The organism is Methylobacterium sp. B4, assembly GCF_003201865.1.
Taxonomy (GTDB): Bacteria; Pseudomonadota; Alphaproteobacteria; order Rhizobiales; family Beijerinckiaceae; genus Methylobacterium.
The window spans coordinates 84616-101250 of record NZ_QJJJ01000010.1 but is presented as its reverse complement, the minus strand read 5'-3'; the positions used below and the strand labels follow the sequence as shown (position 1 = coordinate 101250).

The 16635-nt window shown below is 72.0% G+C and carries 13 protein-coding genes; 5 read left to right on the top strand and 8 right to left on the bottom strand.

The features are described from left to right. The first annotated feature begins 46 nt into the window (after positions 1 to 46). The 3 genes from coaBC to speB all read left to right on the top strand — a co-directional run bounded on the left by coaBC (position 47) and on the right by speB (position 3124). Positions 47 to 1327: a bifunctional phosphopantothenoylcysteine decarboxylase/phosphopantothenate--cysteine ligase CoaBC gene (gene coaBC / locus BY998_RS14330; RefSeq protein ID WP_110352290.1), complete on the top strand. Its 1281-nt coding sequence runs from the start codon at positions 47 to 49 to the stop codon at positions 1325 to 1327. Positions 1328 to 1583: 256 nt separating this feature from the next. Beyond that, the gene (locus BY998_RS14325) at positions 1584 to 1901 is read left to right on the top strand and encodes a hypothetical protein (protein ID WP_110352289.1); all 318 of its coding nucleotides are present in this window, start codon (positions 1584 to 1586) and stop codon (positions 1899 to 1901) included. A 245-nt stretch (positions 1902 to 2146) separates the two neighbouring features. Continuing rightward, on the top strand, positions 2147 to 3124 hold the full coding sequence (gene speB / locus BY998_RS14320) for an agmatinase (RefSeq protein WP_245421597.1): 978 nt from the start codon (positions 2147 to 2149) through the stop codon (positions 3122 to 3124). Positions 3125 to 3143: 19 nt separating this feature from the next. Here speB and BY998_RS14315 read toward each other — a convergent pair whose 3' ends face one another. The 3 genes from BY998_RS14315 to BY998_RS14305 all read right to left on the bottom strand — a co-directional run bounded on the left by BY998_RS14315 (position 3144) and on the right by BY998_RS14305 (position 9060). Beyond that, a complete protein-coding gene (locus tag BY998_RS14315) occupies positions 3144 to 4370 on the bottom strand; it encodes an HD domain-containing phosphohydrolase (protein ID WP_110352287.1) in 1227 nt (408 codons plus the stop codon). A gap of 271 nt (positions 4371 to 4641) precedes the next feature. Next, positions 4642 to 7800, bottom strand: coding sequence for an efflux RND transporter permease subunit (locus BY998_RS14310; RefSeq protein WP_110352286.1), 3159 nt, complete (start codon positions 7798 to 7800; stop codon positions 4642 to 4644). A 12-nt stretch (positions 7801 to 7812) separates the two neighbouring features. Continuing rightward, positions 7813 to 9060: an efflux RND transporter periplasmic adaptor subunit gene (locus tag BY998_RS14305; protein ID WP_110352285.1), complete on the bottom strand. Its 1248-nt coding sequence runs from the start codon at positions 9058 to 9060 to the stop codon at positions 7813 to 7815. Between the two features lie 295 nt (positions 9061 to 9355). On the opposite strand from BY998_RS14305, the gene BY998_RS14300 reads away from it, so the two are divergent. Then, positions 9356 to 9538, top strand: coding sequence for a hypothetical protein (locus BY998_RS14300; protein WP_110352284.1), 183 nt, complete (start codon positions 9356 to 9358; stop codon positions 9536 to 9538). 37 nt (positions 9539 to 9575) lie between these two features. Here the strand turns inward: BY998_RS14300 and BY998_RS14295 are convergent, their stop codons facing one another. From BY998_RS14295 to BY998_RS14285, 3 genes are all read right to left on the bottom strand, one after another. After that, positions 9576 to 10790 carry a GGDEF domain-containing protein gene (locus BY998_RS14295; protein ID WP_245421592.1) on the bottom strand — a complete coding sequence of 405 codons (1215 nt, stop codon included), beginning with the start codon at positions 10788 to 10790 and terminating at the stop codon, positions 9576 to 9578. Between the two features lie 118 nt (positions 10791 to 10908). Next, positions 10909 to 11247, bottom strand: coding sequence for a heat shock protein HspQ (gene hspQ / locus BY998_RS14290; RefSeq protein ID WP_110352282.1), 339 nt, complete (start codon positions 11245 to 11247; stop codon positions 10909 to 10911). A gap of 118 nt (positions 11248 to 11365) precedes the next feature. Beyond that, the gene (locus BY998_RS14285; protein WP_110352281.1) at positions 11366 to 12415 is read right to left on the bottom strand and encodes a CoA ester lyase; all 1050 of its coding nucleotides are present in this window, start codon (positions 12413 to 12415) and stop codon (positions 11366 to 11368) included. A gap of 442 nt (positions 12416 to 12857) precedes the next feature. Between BY998_RS14285 and BY998_RS14280 the strand changes: the two genes are divergently transcribed. Beyond that, complete coding sequence (locus BY998_RS14280; RefSeq protein WP_110352280.1) at positions 12858 to 14276, top strand: patatin-like phospholipase family protein; 1419 nt, start codon at positions 12858 to 12860, stop codon at positions 14274 to 14276. Between the two features lie 94 nt (positions 14277 to 14370). Here the strand turns inward: BY998_RS14280 and BY998_RS14275 are convergent, their stop codons facing one another. Both BY998_RS14275 and BY998_RS14270 read right to left on the bottom strand, forming a co-directional pair. Next, complete coding sequence (locus tag BY998_RS14275) at positions 14371 to 14892, bottom strand: HTH domain-containing protein (RefSeq protein ID WP_110352279.1); 522 nt, start codon at positions 14890 to 14892, stop codon at positions 14371 to 14373. Positions 14893 to 15474: 582 nt separating this feature from the next. Beyond that, the gene (locus tag BY998_RS14270; RefSeq protein ID WP_110352278.1) at positions 15475 to 16563 is read right to left on the bottom strand and encodes a replication protein RepA; all 1089 of its coding nucleotides are present in this window, start codon (positions 16561 to 16563) and stop codon (positions 15475 to 15477) included. Between the last annotated feature and the right edge of the window lie 72 nt (positions 16564 to 16635).

The window sequence follows — 16635 nt, the reverse complement described above, 5'->3', positions numbered from 1 at the left end:
CCGCCTCACTCTTGACGCGCGCGCCGCAAACCCCCGTTCTGCGTCCATGCCGAACTCACCCTCAGGCCCGCTCGCCGGCCGCCGCGTCCTCCTGATCGTCGGCGGCGGGATCGCCGCCTACAAGGCGCTCGACCTGATCCGGCGCCTGCGCGAGCGCGGGGCGCGGGTGCGCCCGCTGCTGACGGAGTCGGCCCAGGAATTCGTCACGCCGCTGGCCGCCGCCGCGCTCGCCGGGGAGCGGGCGCATACCGACCTGTTCGACCGGGAGACGGAAGCCGATATCGGCCATATCAAGCTCGCCCGGGACGCGGACGCGATCGTGGTGGCGCCGGCCACCGCCAACCTGATGGCGCGGATGGCGACCGGCCACGCGCCGGACCTCGCCTCGACGGTACTGCTCGCCACCACCCTGCCGATCCTGATCGCCCCGGCCATGAACGTGCGGATGTGGCAGCACGCGGCCACGCAGCGCAACCTCGCGACCCTGAAGGCCGACGGCGTCGCGGTGGTCGGCCCCAACGAGGGCGCCATGGCCGAGGCCGAGTTCGGCCCCGGACGGCTGGCCGAGCCGAACGAGATCGCCGACGCCCTCGAAACGCTGCTGAGGCAACGTGCCGCGAGCCCCGGCATCGGGTTTCTGGCGGGCCACGAGGTCCCCGAAAAACCGCTGGCCGGGCGGCACGTGCTCGTGACCTCGGGGCCGACCCACGAGCCGATCGACCCCGTGCGCTACCTCGCCAACCGCTCCTCGGGCCGCCAGGGCCACGCGGTCGCCGCCGCCGCCGCGCAGGCCGGGGCGCGGGTCACCCTGGTCTCCGGGCCGGTGGCGGTCCCCGATCCGGAGGGCGTCGCCGTGGTGCGGGTGGAGAGCGCCCGCGCGATGCTGGCCGCGGTCGAGGCAGCCCTGCCGGCCGATCTGGCGATCTTCGCCGCCGCGGTCGGCGACTGGCGCCCCGCCGAGACGCGGGCGGGCAAGATCAAGAAGGATGGCAGCCTCCCTGCCCCCCTGGCCCTGGTCGAGAACCCGGACATCCTCGCCACCATCGCCGGGCGGAGTGCGGGGCGCCCGCCCCTCGTCGTGGGCTTTGCTGCCGAGACCGACGACGTGATCGACAACGCGCGGAAAAAGATCGCGCGGAAGGGCTGCGACCTGATCGTGGCCAACGATGTCTCGGCGGAGGGCGGCGTGATGGGCGGGCTGGAGAACACCGTCCACCTCGTGGCGCGCGAGGGCGGGGTCGAAACCTGGCCGAAGCTCGGCAAGGAGGAGGTCGGGCGGCGGCTGGTGGCACGGTTCGCGGAGTTGCTCGCGGGACGCCCACGCTGAGGCGCGCGCGGGCGGGGCAACATGGGTCTGACGGGAAGAGTCAAGTTGCTCGGCCCGCCTTCGCTGCAGCCGTGAGGCATTCGCCAAAGGATCGCGACCCGCGCACCGCTCTTCAGCGCAACAGCGCCGCTGAGATCGACGTGGCGGGAAATGTTCCCGGCGCGGAGATCTTTAAGTTTTCTCCCGCTCAGCTTGCTCTCGTCGCCCCTTTTCCCAGATCCATCCTCCACGCCATCACAGCGACAGGAGCGACATCATGGCAAAGGCCGACCGGCACAGCATGGGCCCCGGCGCGCAGGGCAAGGGCGACGGGACCGGCGCCATGACCGAATTGCCCGAGGGCATCCTCGGGGAGAACGAGGTGCTGAGCAACCGCGACAAGTCCCGGCACTCCGACGAGCGCGGCCTCGACAGCCGCCACGTCCAGACAGAGCAGTACCACGACCATGTCGGCGCCCGCCAAACCGATGATCAGGGCGAAAGCGGGGACGCGGCCCATTCCAGCGGGCTGGCCGGGCCGATGACGAACACCTCGGGCGATGCCAGCGCGCTACGCTCGAAGCAGCGCGGCTGAAGCCAACGCCCTGCGCGCGGGCCGATCAGGCCCCGCGCAGGGCGATCCGCCGGGATTGGTCCCTCGACCGGCCTACCGACGGCGGGCTTGCGGACGGACGGCCCCGGCGGCTTGATGCGGGCAGGACAGGCCGTGCAGGATCGGCGCCGGGGAGGATCATCGTGCCGGACGAGGCAACGGGGGTTGACGGGGGAGGCGCCGGCGCGCGGGCGGAGCGGCTGGCCCGGTTCCGCCCGGCCTCCGGGATGGAGACACCGCGCTTCTCGGGCCTCGCGAGCTTCATGCGGCTGCCCGTCCTCGATCCCGGCGCGGCGCCGGGCGCGGTCGAGATCGGCCTGATCGGCATTCCCTTCGACGGCACCACCACGGGTCGGCCCGGGGCAAGGCTCGGGCCGCGGGCCGTGCGCGAGGCCTCCACCGGCACGCGGGCGCTCAACCACGCCACCGGCATCGCTCCCTACGCCCTGGCGGTCTGCGCCGATCTCGGCGACGTGCCGGTCAACCCCGTGGACGCCGCCGAGACCGACCGGCGCATCGCGGCCTTCTACCGGCCGCTCGCCGAGGCCGGGATCGTGCCGCTGACCGTGGGCGGCGACCATTTCGTCACCTATCCGGTGCTGCGGGCGCTCGGCGCCGCCCGTCCGCGGGGGGAACGCCTCGGCCTGATCCATATCGACGCGCACAGCGACACCGACGACGCGCAGTACGGCGGGACGCGGCTCACCCACGGCACGCCGTTCCGGCGGGCGATCGAGGCGGGCGCGCTCGATCCGCGCCGCTGCGTGCAGATCGGCATCCGCGGCAGCATGGACGCTGCCGACGAGCGCGACTGGGCCCTGGCCCAGGGCATGCGGATCATCGCCATGGAGGAGGTCTGCGCCCGCGGCCTGCCCGAGGTGGCGGCGGAGGCCCGCGCGGTGGTCGGCGAGGGCCCGACCTATCTCAGCTTCGACATCGACAGCCTCGATCCCGCCTTCGCGCCCGGCACCGGCACGCCGGAGATCGGCGGTTTCACGACCCGCGAGGCGCTGCACCTGCTGCGGGCCTTCCGCGGGCTCGATCTCGTCGGGGCGGACGTGGTGGAGGTCGCGCCCTCCCTCGACCCCACCGGGATCACGGCGCTCGCCGGCGCGGGGATCGCCTTCGAGATCCTGTGCCTGCTGGCCGAGCGGGAGGCGGCGCGGCAGCGGGCGGGCGAAGGAATGGACGAAGGGACGGATTGAGGCCGCCGCGCGGACCGGCTCAGCCCGTCGGGCCCGGGCGGTCCGCGGCGGAACCGGCGCGCGCGATGACCGGGCGATAGACCCGGAGCAGGTCGGCATCGAGCTGGCCGGCCTGGCTCTCTATGATCGCCAGCGCCTCCCCGGCGGACAGGGCCGGGCGGTAGACCCGGCGCTCGGTGAGCGCCGAATGCACGTCGCAGATCGCCACGAGGCGGACGAGGTCGCCGATCCGCGGCCCGGTCAGGCCCTCGGGATAGCCCGAGCCGTCGAGACGCTCGTGGTGGTAGCGCACCACGTCGAGGATCTCGGGGGCGAAGGCACCGTCCCGGGCCAGCAGGTCGGCCCCGAGTGCGGCATGCGTCTGCATCACCCGCATCTCGTCGGGCGTCAGGGGGCCGGGCTTGTTGAGGATGGCGAGCGGGATCAGGGCCTTGCCGACATCGTGCAGCAGGGCGGCCCGGGCGAGCCGCTCCCGGTCGGCCCGGCAGAAGCCGAGTTCGGCGGCGAAGGCGGCGGCGAAGCCCGCCACGCTCAGGGAGTGCTGGTAGACCTGGATGTCGTGGCGCCAGACGAGGTCGAGCCAGCCGCGGATGCCGACCTCGGACACCGTGTCGAGCACGATCTGCGTGCCCGCCTCGGCTTCCTCCGGGCTCGGGGGCCGCCCGGCGGCGGCGGCGTCGAACAGGCGGGTGACGAGGGTCGTCGCGGTCTCGACCCGGGCCAGCGGCGTTCCCGCCCCGGGCTCGACCGTTCCGGCCGCTTCCGGCGCCCGCCCCCTGGCCGGGAGCGACCGCTCGCCGGCGGAGAAGGCCCCCTTGCCTCCCTCGGCGACGAGGCGCAGCAGCGTCGGGACGATGCCGGAGGATTGGCGCGGATCGATCACCGTCGGCGCGCCGAGCATGCGGATGGCGGCCGCGTCCTGGGCGGCCCGGCCCCGGGCGAGATAAAGGCAGGGTAGGCCGCTGTCGCGGATGCGGCCGGCGAGCCACGCGATCCAGGCCGTCGCGTTTCCGTGCTCGGCGGCGAGATCGACGATGAAGGCGACGAGCCGCCCGGCGGGCAGGGCCGCCCCGGGCTCGATCACGCGGCAGGGCAGGACGAGGGCGATGCCGCGGGCCAAGCGCTCCGCCCGCTCGCGCCGGTCCGAGACGAGGACGACAACGTCCTCGCCGGACGTCGCAGCGCGCGCGCCTTCACGGCTCTCTGAGCCGTTCCGACGCCCGGATCGGTCCCGCGGTTCCTGCATCGATCATCCGTCGGCCGCACGTCACATGTCGGACGCGAAGCGCATTCCTCCCGCTATATCAAAAGTGTTGCGAAATGCTTCGCATTGTCTCGATCCTACAACTCTCGCGTATTCGCAGCGGGCAGAGAATTGCCGTCGGGCCGGCGGCGGCGGCCAAGCTGCAGGAACGGCGGATTGATCGGCTTAGCCTCGGGACGCACGATCACCCCCGTGCGCGGGGCCGCGAGAACTTGATGTGTCCCGGCCTCACTGCGGTCGCGGCGGCGGGGCCTCACTCGGCCGCGGCCCGTCCTCCATAGCCGCCGGCGGCGTTGGCGGGTGCGCCCGGGCGATAGGGTCCGTCCCCTTCCACATCCCCCTGCCCGTCCTCCGGGTCGTCCGTGCCGCCGACGAAGCGGCCGAACAGGCGCACGAACAGCCGCGACAGATCGTCGACGAGGAGGAAGATCGCCGGCACGAAGATCAGTGACAGCCCCGTCGAGACGATCAGCCCGCCGATCACCGCGACCGCCATGGGCGCGCGGAACTCGCCGCCGATGCCGAGCGCCATGGCGGAGGGGACCATGCCGGCCGCCATGGCGATGGTGGTCATGACGATGGGCCGCGCCCGCTTGCGGCCGGCATCGACGATGGCGGTGACCCGGTCCACGCCGCGGGCCATCTCCTCGATGGCGAAATCGACCAGCATGATCGCGTTCTTGGTCACCACGCCCATCAGCATCAGGATGCCGATGACGACCGGCATCGAGATCGGCATCTGGAAGACGAGGAGCCCCAGGATCGCCCCGCCGATGGAGAGCGGCAGCGAGAACAGGATGGTGAGCGGCTGGAGGAAATTGCCGAACAGCAGCACGAGGACGCCGAACACCATCATCAGCCCGGCGCCCATGGCGAGGGCGAAGCCCTCGAACACCTCGCCCATGATCTCGGCGTCGCCCGTCTGCCGGATGGTGACGCCCTCGGGGAGGTTGGTCGCGGCGGGCAGGGCCATCACCTGCTCGATGATCGAGCCCAGCGCGTCCGAGCCCTGGAGGTCGCCCTCGACGGCGACGCGCACGGTGCGGTCGTAGCGGTCGATGGCGGTCGGGCCGCGCCCCAGCGTCAGATCGGCCACCGTGGAGAGCGGCACCGCCGCGCCCGCCTTCACCGGCACCTTCAGGGTCTCGATCTCGGGCAGTTGCCCGCGCAGGCGCTCGGGCAGCATCACCCGGATCGGGATCTGGCGATCCCGGGCGTTGAACTTGGCGAGGTTGGCGGCGATGTCGCCGATCGTGCCGACTCGCACGGTCTCGGCGATGACATCGGTCGAGACGCCGAGATCGGCGGCGACGCCCGGTTTGGGGGTGATGCGGATCTCGGTGCGGTCCAGCGGCGCGGTCGAGATCACATTGACGAGGTGGGGGACGCCCATGGCCTCGCGCTGCAGGCGTGCGGCGACATCCGCCACGATCGCCTTGTCGGGCCCCGACACGATCAGGGCGAATTCCCGCTGCCCGCCCTCCTGCAGCGACCAGAAGCGGATATCGGGCACCTGCCGCAGGACGCTCGATATCTTGAGATCGACCTGCTTCTGGGTCAGGGCGCGGTCGCTCTTCGGGGTGAGGTTCACGGTGAGGCTCGCCAGCCGCACCTCCTTCTTGCCGGGCAACTGGCGCCCGCCATCGACGAAGACGGAGCGGACCTCGGGCATCTGGCGCAGGGTCTCGACGAGGCCGTCGGAGAGGCGCTGCGTGTCGTCGAGCCGGGCGCCGGGCGGCAGTTCGACCACGAACATCGTGCGCGCCGCATCCTCCGCCGGGATGAAGCCCGCGGGCAGCAGCCGGGTCGAGGCGATCGAGCCGGCAAAGCAGGCGAGGCCGAGGATCAGCGTCAGGTATTTGTGCCGCACCGACCACGCCACGAGGCGGGTATAGGCCCGCATCACCGGCCCCTCGCGCTCGTGGTCCGGGCCGTGGTCGCGCAGGAAGTAGGCGGCGAGCAGCGGCGTGATCAGCCGCGCGACCAGCAGCGAGACGAAGACCGCCGCGGCGATGGTGAGCCCGAACTGCTTGAAGTACTGGCCGGCGATGCCGGGCATGAAGGAGACGGGGGCGAAGATCGCGATGATGGTCGCGGTGATGGCGATGACCGCGAGCCCGATCTCGTCGGCGGCCTCGAGCGACGCGCGGTAGGCCGACTTGCCCATCCGCATGTGGCGGACGATGTTCTCGATCTCGACGATGGCGTCGTCGACGAGGATGCCGGTCACCAGCGTGATCGCGAGCAGGCTGACCGCGTTGAGCGAGAAGCCGAGCGCGCTCATCACCCAGAAGGTCGGCAGCACCGAGAGCGGCAGCGCCACCGCGGCGATCAGGGTGGCGCGCCAGTCGCGCAAGAAAAGGAACACCACGATCACGGCGAGCGCGGCCCCCTCGAGCAAGCCCAGCATCGCCGAGTGGTAGTTGCCGATGGTGTTGACGACGCTGGTGTCGATCAGGTCGAAGCGCACGCCCGGATTCTCGGCGTGCAGGGTCTCGACGCGCTTAGCCACCGCGGCGGCGACCTCGGCGTCGCTCGCCCCCATCGCCCGGGAGATCGCGAAGCCCACCACCGGCTCGCCGTTGAAGCGGGCGAAGGTGCGCGGCTCCTCGGCCGCGTCCATGAGGGTGGCGAGTTCGTCGAGGCGCACCTTGCGCCCGCCCGGCACGACGATGGAGGTGGCCCCCAGCGTCTCCAGGCTCGACGAGGCGCCCAATGTCCGGATCGACTGCTCGCTCCCCGCGAGTTCCCCGCGCCCGCCCGCCATGTCGGCGGAGGTGAGCCGCAGCTGCCGGTTCACGTCCGCGGCGGTGATGCCGAGCGCGAGCAGCCGGTCGGGCTTGAGGGTCACGCGGATCTCGCGGGCGACCCCGCCCAGCCGCTCGACGCCGCCCACCCCCTTCACGCCCTGAATCGAGCGGGCGACCACGTCGTCCACGAACCACGACAGGTCTTCGGGCGCCATGGCCGGGGCGGAGGCGCCGTAGATCATGATCGGCAGGCCGGCGATCTCGACGCGGCTGATGATCGGCTCGTCGATGGTGCGCGGCAGGTTGATGCGGATCTTGGAGATCGCGTCCTTCACGTCGTTGACGGCGCGATCCTGGTTCACCTCCAGGCGGAACTCGATCGTGGTGATCGAGGAGCCCTCCGCGATGGTCGAGAGGATGTGCTTGACGCCCTTCACCCCGGCTACCGAATCCTCGACCCATTTCGTGACCTGGGTCTGGAGCTCGGACGGGGCGGCGCCCGATTGCGTGACCGTCACCGAGACGATCGGGATGTCGATGTTGGGAAACCGGGTGATCGGCAGGGAGCGGAAGCTGACGAGGCCGAGCACCATCAGCACGAGGAACAGGACGAGCGAGGGGATGGGCTTGCGGATCGCCCAGGCCGAGACGTTGAGGCGCATGATCCGGGCTCCTCAGCGCGAACCGGCGGCGGCCTGCGCCGCGGCGGGCGGCACGGGACGCACCCGGTCGCCGTCGCGCAGGAACGAGCCGGCCCGGGCCACCACGCTCTCCCCCGCCGCAATCCCGGAGCGGATCTCCGTGAACCCCTCCGCCGAGAGCCCGGTCTCGACCCGGCGGGCGGCGACGCGGCCCTCCGCCACGGCCAGCACGCTCGCCGAGCCGTCGGCGGCGTAGAGCACGGCGGCGAGCGGGACCGCGACGCCCGTGCGCCGGGCGACCTCGACCCGGCCCCGGGCGAAGGCGCCGATATGCAGGGCCGGGTCGGGCTCCAGTCGGATGCGGACCTTTCCGAGCCGGGTGGCGCGCTCGACCTCCGGATAGACCCGGCGCACCGCGCCGGGAATGACGCGCCCGTCCTCCGTTTCCAGGCGCGCCGGGGCGCCGGCCCGGAGACGCGGCAGGGCGGTTTCGGGCACCTCGCCCTCCAGCTCGATCTCGCCCCGGGCGATCAGGCGGAACAGCGGCTCGCCCACCGCGCTGGCGGTGGCGCCGACCCGGGCGGTGCGGCGGCTGACGATACCGGCCTCCGGGGCGCGGATCGCGGTGCGAGCCCGGCGCAGGGCGATCTCGCGGCCTTGCGCCCGCGCCGTGGCGCGATCGGCCTCGGCCAGCGCCAACCCGGCCCGCGCCGCGTCGAGCCGTCCCTCCGCCCCTTGGGCGGCCGAGACCCGCTGCTCCAGGGTGACGGCGGTGGCGTTGCCGGTTTTCACCAGCGCCTGCGCCCGCTCCAGGGCCTGGCGCGCCTCGACCTGGGCCGCCTCCGCCTGGACGATCTGGCTCTTCGCCTGGACGATGGCGGCCTCGGCCCGTGCGGTGGCGGCGAGGTTGGCCGCTTCCTGCGTCTCGATCATCTCCAGGGAGAGCCGGGCCAGCACCGCGCCGCGCTCGACCCGGTCGCCCTCCTCGGCGGCGAGTTCGACGATGCGCAGGCCCTCGACCTCGGGGGCGACCAGGATCTCGTCGCGGGGTACGAGCGTGCCGGTGACGATCGCCCGCTCGACGATCTCGCGCCGCTCCGCCGGGACCACGCTCACCGCGGGCAGGAGCGTGGCCGGATCGGGTACCGAGGATGCGGGCGGCGCCTCGGCGGCCCGGAGGGAGTCGGCCCCGAGGAGACAAGTCCCGAGCAGGCAAGTCCCGGAGAGGCAAGCCGCCGCGATCGAGGCCGCGAGCGGACGCAGGGGAGAATGGGCCGGCATCGGGAAGAGCCTCTCGGGGGGCGCCGATGCGCCGCATCCCGCTTTCCGCGCTGCGATCGGCGATTTCGTGGCGCGTTCCGCCGGAGATGCCGATCCGCAAAGAGCCTGCCCGAAGTGTCGCGCGGCGGCAACAGCCCGTTCGACCGGTCGGAATCAGACTTCCCCGCCCGCTCCGGCCGGGCGCGGCACGCGCCTCAAGTCATCGCTCGCGCCACCACATGCGCGGAGCCGTGCAACCGGCCCGGCTTGGCCGGGTTGTCCTGTCAGAACACTCTTCCTCGATGGACAGGACGGCATGAGCATCTTCCAGATTCGACAGAAGACGAGCGGCGCGGTTCTCTGGACGGGCAGCGCCGACGACGAGCGCAACGCCCTCGACGCCATGGCCCGCGAGGCCGGCTATCCCGACTACACCGCGCTTCCCGACGGCCTGCGGGCGGCGGGCTTCGAGACGGCCAAGCTCGACCTGATCTCCTGATCCGAGCGGAATCGGCACCGGCCCCAGGGCCGGTGTCTCAGGCGCGGCAGCCGTCGCCCGGCGGCACGCGCACGGCATTGACCGCGTCCGGCTGCCGCCGCCGCGCCGCCGGTTCGGCCGGCGTCTCCAGGCGGCGGACATGGAGCCGGTCGCGGCCCTCGCCCTTGGCTGCGTAGAGCGCGATGTCGGCGCCGGCCAGCAGGGCTGAGAGGCCCCCGGCCGGCTCGCTCTCGAACAGGATCGCGCCCAGGCTCACCGTAGCGGCCACCGGCAGATCGCGGGCTCCCTCGAGGGTCAGGCCGGTGCGGATCGCGGCCCCGCACGCGCGGATCGCCGCCTCCTCCGCCTCCGGAATCAGGATCACGAACTCGTCCCCGCCGAGCCGCGCCAGGATCGCCCCGCGCGGCAGCAGCGCGTCGAGCACGCGGATGAGCGCCACTAGGATGCGGTCGCCGGCAGCGTGGCCCAGGCGGTCGTTGATCGTCTTGAAGCGGTCGACATCGAGTAGCAGCAGGGCGCCGGGCCGCCCGGCGTTCGCGCGCAGGGTCTCGGCGGCCCGGCTCTCGAAGGCGCGGCGGTTGAAGGCGCCGGTGAGGGGATCGCGCTCGGCCAGCCGCGTCATCGCCTCCTCCCGGCTGCGGCGCACGGCGGTGGCCATCAGCAGGGCGAGAAGCATCTCGACCAGGATGCCCTCGAACAGGGAGATCTGGATCATGATCCCCTTGAAGCCGACGAGACTGACGAAGGCGCCGGGCAGGGGCACGAGCAGCGCCTTGAGGCCGTAGAAGGCGCCGTGGACGAGGAACACGGCGCCCAGGCCGTCCGAGGCGGCCGTGCGCTCTGGAAACGGCGCACCGCTCCGGGACAGGAGGAGATGGCCGGCCTTCAGCGCCGCGACGGCGACCAGGGCGCTGTTCGTCACGGCGAAGGCCGGCGTGGGGTCGAGCCCGGCCGGCAGCAGAAGCAGACCGGCCCAGGGCAGGAGCAGCCCCCACCAGAGCGGCCCGATCCGGCGCCCGGTGAAGCGCGCGGTGCCGTAGAGGAAGGCGAGATGGGCGACGACGAGCAGGCCGTTGGCGAACCAGACGCCGAGGAGGAAGGAGGCGGAGCGCAGCGGCGAGAGCCCGCAGCCGACTACGATGGTGGCAAAGCCCGCACACCAGAGCAGCAGCGCGCCGTTGCGCAGGGTCCGCCACTCGAAGGCGAGAAAGCCCGCGGCGGCGGCCGCCGCCGCGAGGCTCATGAGCAGCATGGTGACCACATCCATCGCCAACGGGCCCCGCGCAACGGTAAGGTTACGGCTTCGCTAGCAAAGACGCTTGAACAAAGGGTTCCGTCCCCGCACGAGCCGCCCCGACCAGCCCGGCGGATCAGTTCGCGTGGCTGGTCCGCATGCGGTAGACCCCGTCGGCGCTGCGCTCGAACACCTCGTTGATGCCGGCGTGGCGCAGGGCCTCGCCGGAGGTGTCGGGCAGGAGGTTCTGCTCGGAGACGTAGGCGACGTACTCGCTGTCCGCGTTCTCGGCGAGCAGGTGGTAGAAGGGCTGGTCCTTGCGCGGCCGAACCTCTTCCGGAATGGCGAGCCACCATTCCTCGGTGTTGGCGAATTCCGGATCGACGTCGAACACCACGCCGCGGAACGGGTAGATCCGGTGCCGGACCACCGCCCCGAGGCCGAATTTGGCGGTTCTCATGCTGGTCTGGGTCATGACCGTTAGATAGGCTTCCCGCCCCTTCCGTTCCAACGCGGGGCCCGCATGCGAAATCCGGGCGGCTGCGATGCGGGTTCCCGGGCCGAACCCGGGCCCCCGCATTCCTTCGCGCCGATCAGGGCAGATTGTAGACCTTGGCCAGATCCGGGTCCTTCTCGGCCACCAGCCGGGCGAGATCGACGATGACCTTGGCCTGCTTCCAGGTGGCGTCGTCCTGCATCTTGCCGTCGATCATCACCGCGCCGGTGCCGTCGGGCATCGCCTCGACGATGCGGGAGGCGAAGTTCACCTCCGCCGGATCGGGGGCGAACACGGTCTTGGCCAGTGCCACCTGGCTCGGATGCAGTGTCCAGGCGCCGGCGCAGCCCATCAGGAAGGCGTTGCGGAACTGCACCTCGCAGGCGGCCGAATCCGAGAAGTCGCCGAAGGGGCCGTAGAAGGCCTTGATGCCGTTGGCCATGCAGGCATCGACCATCTTGGCGATGGTGTAGTGCCAGAGGTCCTGCTGGGCGGAGGCGCGGGCTTCCTCGCCCTTGGGGTCGGAGAGGACGCGGTAATCCGGGTGGCCGCCGCCGACCCGGGTGGTCTTCATGCCGCGCGACGCCGCCAGATCCGCCGGGCCGAGGCTCATGCCGTGCATGCGGGGGGAGGCCGAGGCGATGGCATCGACGTTGGCCACGCCCTCGGCCGTTTCCAGGATGGCGTGGACGAGGATCGGCTTGGCGACGTTGTGGCGCGCCTCCAGCTGGGCCAGCAGCTGGTCGATGTAGTGGATGTCCCAGGGCCCCTCGACCTTGGGCACCATCACCACGTCGAGCCGGTCGCCGACCTCGGCGACGATGGTGAACAGGTCGTCGAGAATCCAGGGCGAGTTCAGGGCGTTGATGCGGGTCCACAGGCCGGTGCCGGAGGCCGCGAAATCGGTGGCCCGGGCCATCTCGACGAAGCCCTTGCGCGCCGCCTCCTTCTGGTCGGCGGGGACGGCGTCCTCAAGGTTGCCGAGCACCACGTCTACGGTCTTGGCCAGCTCCGGCACCCGGGCGCGGACCTTGTCGTTGTGGGGCGGCACGAAGTGGATCATCCGCTCGAGCTTGATCGGCAGCTCGCGGAACGGCTCGGGCGCGCCCGCGGCGAGCGGCTGAAAGAAGCGGCGCGGAAGTTTCATCGGCTCTCGGTCTCCGGTCTGGCGTCTTGACCCATCGGGTTAGAGCACCGCGCCCCCCGGCGTAAAGCCGACCTTGGTCGAGCCGGGCCGGGGCCGCGCGTCGAGCTCCGTGCGCTCAAGCACTTCGCCTGCGCGACGACCCGAGCGGGATCCGACGAGGATTCATGCGGGATCCCCGGGATACGCATGTTGACGTATTGCGCCGGAACCGGGTTCGGAGGATGATCGACGGACGCCGCGAAGTCTTCGCCAAGAATTCGTGCGGACCGCCGGGCTCCACTAGTATAAGTCCGGTCACCGAACGCGTCGGCGGGCAGGACAAAGCTTGCCCGGCGAAGGAACGGCGGCACACGAACCGGGGGCAGGGGAACGGAACGGACTGCCGCGGCCCGTGTTTTTTGGGCGAGGCGGGCTGTCGAACACCGTCGGGAGACGTGCGTCGATGCCAAGACTGTTCAATCAACCGATCCTGCAACCGATCCGATCCGACCCGGGACGCACGCAGCGCGCCGTGCCGAAGCACGGGCCGGGTCGCCATCCGGGCTGGGGCCGCACCCTGGCCCGCGCCACCCTCGCCCTCGGCCTGGCCGCCGGCCCCTCGCAGGGGGCGCTGGCCGCCGAGAAGGCGAGGAAGCCGGCCGACGAGCGGCCGAGCTACACCGCCGCCCAGGCCCTGACGGCGCGGCCCGAGGGCCTGCCGGCCTCGGTGCGCATCCCGGGCGACGACGCGACCGCCTTCCAGGCCCTGATCGACGGGGCGGCGCGGGCCTCCGATCCCTGGCTGGTGCTCTCCGGCGGCGGCGAGAACGGGGCCTTCGCCGCCGGCCTGCTGGCGGGCTGGAGCCAGCGCGGCGATCGGCCGGATTTCGGGGTGATCACCGGCGTCTCGACGGGCGCCCTGATCGCGCCCTTCGCCTTCGTCGCGCCCGCGCTCGGGGCCAGGGCCGACGCGGCGCTCAAGGAGAACTACACCGAGATCTCGGCCGCCGACGTGTTCGAGTTCGGCGCCACGCGGGATTCGCTCACCGACACGTGGCCGCTCAAGGAGCGGATCGCGCGCATGGTGACGCCCGACCTGCTCAAGGCGGTGGCGGCCGAGCACGCCAAGGGCCGCCGCCTGCTGATCGCCACGACCCAGGTCGACAGCGAGCGGCCGGTGCTGTGGGACATGGGCGCCATCGCCGCGCGCAGCGCCGCGACCGGCGACCCGCGGGCGCTCGCCCTGTTCCGCGCCATCGTCCTCGCCTCCACGGCGGTGCCCGGCGTCTTCCCGCCGGTGGCGATCACGGCCGAGCCCCAGGACGGCGCCAAGGACGGCGCCAAGAACGGCGTCAAGAACGGCGTCAAGGACGCTGCGAAAGGCGAGGGGAAGGGTGAAGCGAGGGCGAAGCCGTTCGAGGAGCTGCACGACGACGGCGGGGCCATGGCCCCGTTCTACCTCGCGCCGGCCGCCGCGCTGGAGGGCGAGACCCGGCTGCATCTGCCGACGAACCGGGTCTACCTCGTGGTCAACAACCGGCTGGAGCCGGAATTCCAGATGGCCTCGCGCACGACGCTCTCCGTGCTCGGCCGCACCATGTCGGCGGCGATCAAGGCGCAGACCCGCGCGGCGCTGGCCCTGACCAAGGCCTATGCCGGGCGCACCGGCCTCGATCTGCGGGTGGCGCTCATCGACGAGCGCTTCACCAAGACCTCGGACCGGCCGTTCGACCAGGGCTACATGCGGGCGCTGTTCGCCCACGGCGAAGCCCTGGCGCGCGAGGGCAGCGCCTTCACCCAGGCCCATCCCCCGGCCGCCGCCGCGGGCCGCGAGAACCGCCGCGCCTCCGAGCCGGCCGGCGCCGTCACCGCCTCGCGCTGAGGGACCCGGACGGGCGCTCGGCCGACCTGTCCGGCCGCGATGACGGCATTCCCCGTCATCGCTTCACCGGCATCCGCAACGACGACGGGGCCGCCTATCCCTCCTCCGCATCGGCCGGGGCGTAAACGGCCTCGCCCAGGCGCTTGAGCGGGCCGCCGGGCCCCGAGCGCTTCCAGAGCCGGGTGTTGAGCGCCGCCACCGGGTCCTGACCCGGCAGGGCGAAGCCCTGCTCTGCCAGCCGCGCCAGGATCTCGCTGGCGTGGAGCGGGCGGCCCGCCTCCTCCAGCACCGCCAGCGACGCCTCGATCACCGCCCGGCCGTAGCGGCGGGCCAGCACCGTCTCGGACAGGCCGGGCTCGGCCGCAGAGGGCTGCGCGACCGGCGGGCGGGACGGCGCCGGGGCGGGGGGCTCCGGCGGAGCGGGAGGAGCCTCCCGCCGGGGCGGAGGCGGGGCGGGCGGCTCCGCGCTCTCCGGCGCCCGCGGCGCCGAGGGCCCGCCCAGGCGCCGCCCGAGATCGAGATAGAGGAGGAGCTCGGCGATCTGCCGGTCGATCGTCTCGCGCTCCCGGCGCAACGCCTCCAGCCGCGCCAGGGCCTCGGCTTCCGACAGAACCATGCTGGGCTTTCCGGCTGGTCATTCCCTTCAAGGGAACGTTATTCGGAATAGACGATGCCGCATCCCGGAATGGCGGGCAAGGAATTTCCATTCCCAACCCTTCCAAACGATTCTTCCGTTCCAGAGCATCGGCGGGGGCCGAGCCCGCGACCGGCGGTGCCCCGATCATCCGGAGACGGTTCGAATGCGATCGTTCCGTCGACCGCCTCATCCCGAGGTGGGAAGCGAAGCGGACCCTTGAAGGATCCTCCAGCCAGCTGCGGAGATCCCTGGAACATCCTTCGGAGCCGCTGACGCGGCGCGGCACCTTAGGATGCGGAGGTGGATGGGATGAGGCCGTGAGGGGGAAAGGAGGGCTCGCTTCATTCCCTCGCGGATCGCTTCATTCGCACGCACCGGCCGGCCCCGAAACCGGCAGGCTGGTCCGTATCGAAGGAATGCAGCACCTATTCCGAGTACTCAAGAATATTCCTTATGATCCGTATCAGACTTCAGAACGGAACGTTGGACTCATATGGAATATGCACGCTGCCGATCTTACAGAATGGAATATTCCCGACCTCCCGTCGGAAGCGACGCTCGTCAGCCGCGCGCCGCGGCACGGGCGGTGCGGGCGGCTTTGGGCGGCACCAGCAGGCTGCCGGGATCGGCCGGGTGCAGCAGCATGCCGCCCTCGTCGAGATCGATCCGCAGCCGCGGAAACACCTCCAGCAGGCCGGCCAGATCCGCCTTGAAGGCCTGGCGGAAGCTGCGCAGGCTGGCGTTCTCCGCCCCGAACTGGCGGTGCAGGTTGTCCCAGGTCAGGCGCAGGGGGCGCTGCAGGGCGCGCAGGCGGTAGCCGGTCCAGAACAGCAGGTCGAGCTTGCGCGCCGAGCCGGAGAAGGCGCGCGCCGCGCGGATATCGACGGGCAGGGCGTGGCGGATCAGGCTGTCGTAGAAATCCTGATGGAACGAGACGGTGCGCTGCCAGACGAGGCCGTCATCGCCGCGCCGCCAGAGTTCGAGCTGGCGGAAGGGGGGCACGTTGAGGGTCGAGGCCTGCCCCTCCCCGTCCCACAGGCCGATCTGCATCGAGCAGGCGGCGAGCCGGTTGAGCTGTTCCTTGAAGGCGCCGATGGTGCCGCGCTCGCCGCCGGTGACGGCGAAGCCCATGGCCTTCATGAAGCCGGAGAGGCTGTCGGCGACCTCGATGGTCGGGCTTCGCTGGCGCACCGCCTCGGTGCAGAGATGCAGCAGCACCAGCCGGGCCTTGGGGCCGTAGGGCAGGCCCTGCAGCTCCATCTCGCCGGTGACCGGGTTCTTCAGGCGCCCCGCCGAGAGGCTGAGCGAGTTGCGGCCGTATTCGCGCACGAAGTCGCGGGCGTCGCCCGGATCGCGGTAGGGCAGGCCGCACAGCGCCAGCACGGAATGCAGGTGCTGGAGGTTTTCCGGGGCCGTCGGCTCGTTCTCGATCACCTCGCGCACGGCGTCGCGGCGGCGGCGGTCGCGGCCCATGGCCTCGCGGGCCTCGGCCTGCGCGCCCTCCTGCGCCCGGGCGGCATCGCGCTCGCGCTGGCGGAACAGCAGGTGCTCGACGATCGGCGCGAACAGGAATCCGCCCCGCGCCGCCTCCAGCTCCGCCCGCAGATCCGCGTCGCGGATCGCGGCGATCTTTGCTTCGAGCCCCGACATCGCCTCCCCTATCGCCTCCCGCTTCCGGAGCCCGGGGGCCGGTCGTGCTGCGTGCTGCCGTCCCGTGTCACG

What these genes read in the sequence shown, in the direction of transcription:
- coaBC (WP_110352290.1), top strand. Translation starts at nt 47, where the DNA reads ATGCCGAACTCACCCTCAGGCCCGCTCGCCGGCCGCCGCGTCCTCCTG.
- BY998_RS14325 (WP_110352289.1), top strand. Translation starts at nt 1,584, where the DNA reads ATGGCAAAGGCCGACCGGCACAGCATGGGCCCCGGCGCGCAGGGCAAG.
- speB (WP_245421597.1), top strand. Translation starts at nt 2,147, where the DNA reads ATGGAGACACCGCGCTTCTCGGGCCTCGCGAGCTTCATGCGGCTGCCC.
- BY998_RS14315 (WP_110352287.1), bottom strand. Translation starts at nt 4,370, where the DNA reads ATGCAGGAACCGCGGGACCGATCCGGGCGTCGGAACGGCTCAGAGAGC.
- BY998_RS14310 (WP_110352286.1), bottom strand. Translation starts at nt 7,800, where the DNA reads ATGCGCCTCAACGTCTCGGCCTGGGCGATCCGCAAGCCCATCCCCTCG.
- BY998_RS14305 (WP_110352285.1), bottom strand. Translation starts at nt 9,060, where the DNA reads ATGCCGGCCCATTCTCCCCTGCGTCCGCTCGCGGCCTCGATCGCGGCG.
- BY998_RS14300 (WP_110352284.1), top strand. Translation starts at nt 9,356, where the DNA reads ATGAGCATCTTCCAGATTCGACAGAAGACGAGCGGCGCGGTTCTCTGG.
- BY998_RS14295 (WP_245421592.1), bottom strand. Translation starts at nt 10,790, where the DNA reads ATGCTGCTCATGAGCCTCGCGGCGGCGGCCGCCGCCGCGGGCTTTCTC.
- hspQ (WP_110352282.1), bottom strand. Translation starts at nt 11,247, where the DNA reads ATGACCCAGACCAGCATGAGAACCGCCAAATTCGGCCTCGGGGCGGTG.
- BY998_RS14285 (WP_110352281.1), bottom strand. Translation starts at nt 12,415, where the DNA reads ATGAAACTTCCGCGCCGCTTCTTTCAGCCGCTCGCCGCGGGCGCGCCC.
- BY998_RS14280 (WP_110352280.1), top strand. Translation starts at nt 12,858, where the DNA reads ATGCCAAGACTGTTCAATCAACCGATCCTGCAACCGATCCGATCCGAC.
- BY998_RS14275 (WP_110352279.1), bottom strand. Translation starts at nt 14,892, where the DNA reads ATGGTTCTGTCGGAAGCCGAGGCCCTGGCGCGGCTGGAGGCGTTGCGC.
- BY998_RS14270 (WP_110352278.1), bottom strand. Translation starts at nt 16,563, where the DNA reads ATGTCGGGGCTCGAAGCAAAGATCGCCGCGATCCGCGACGCGGATCTG.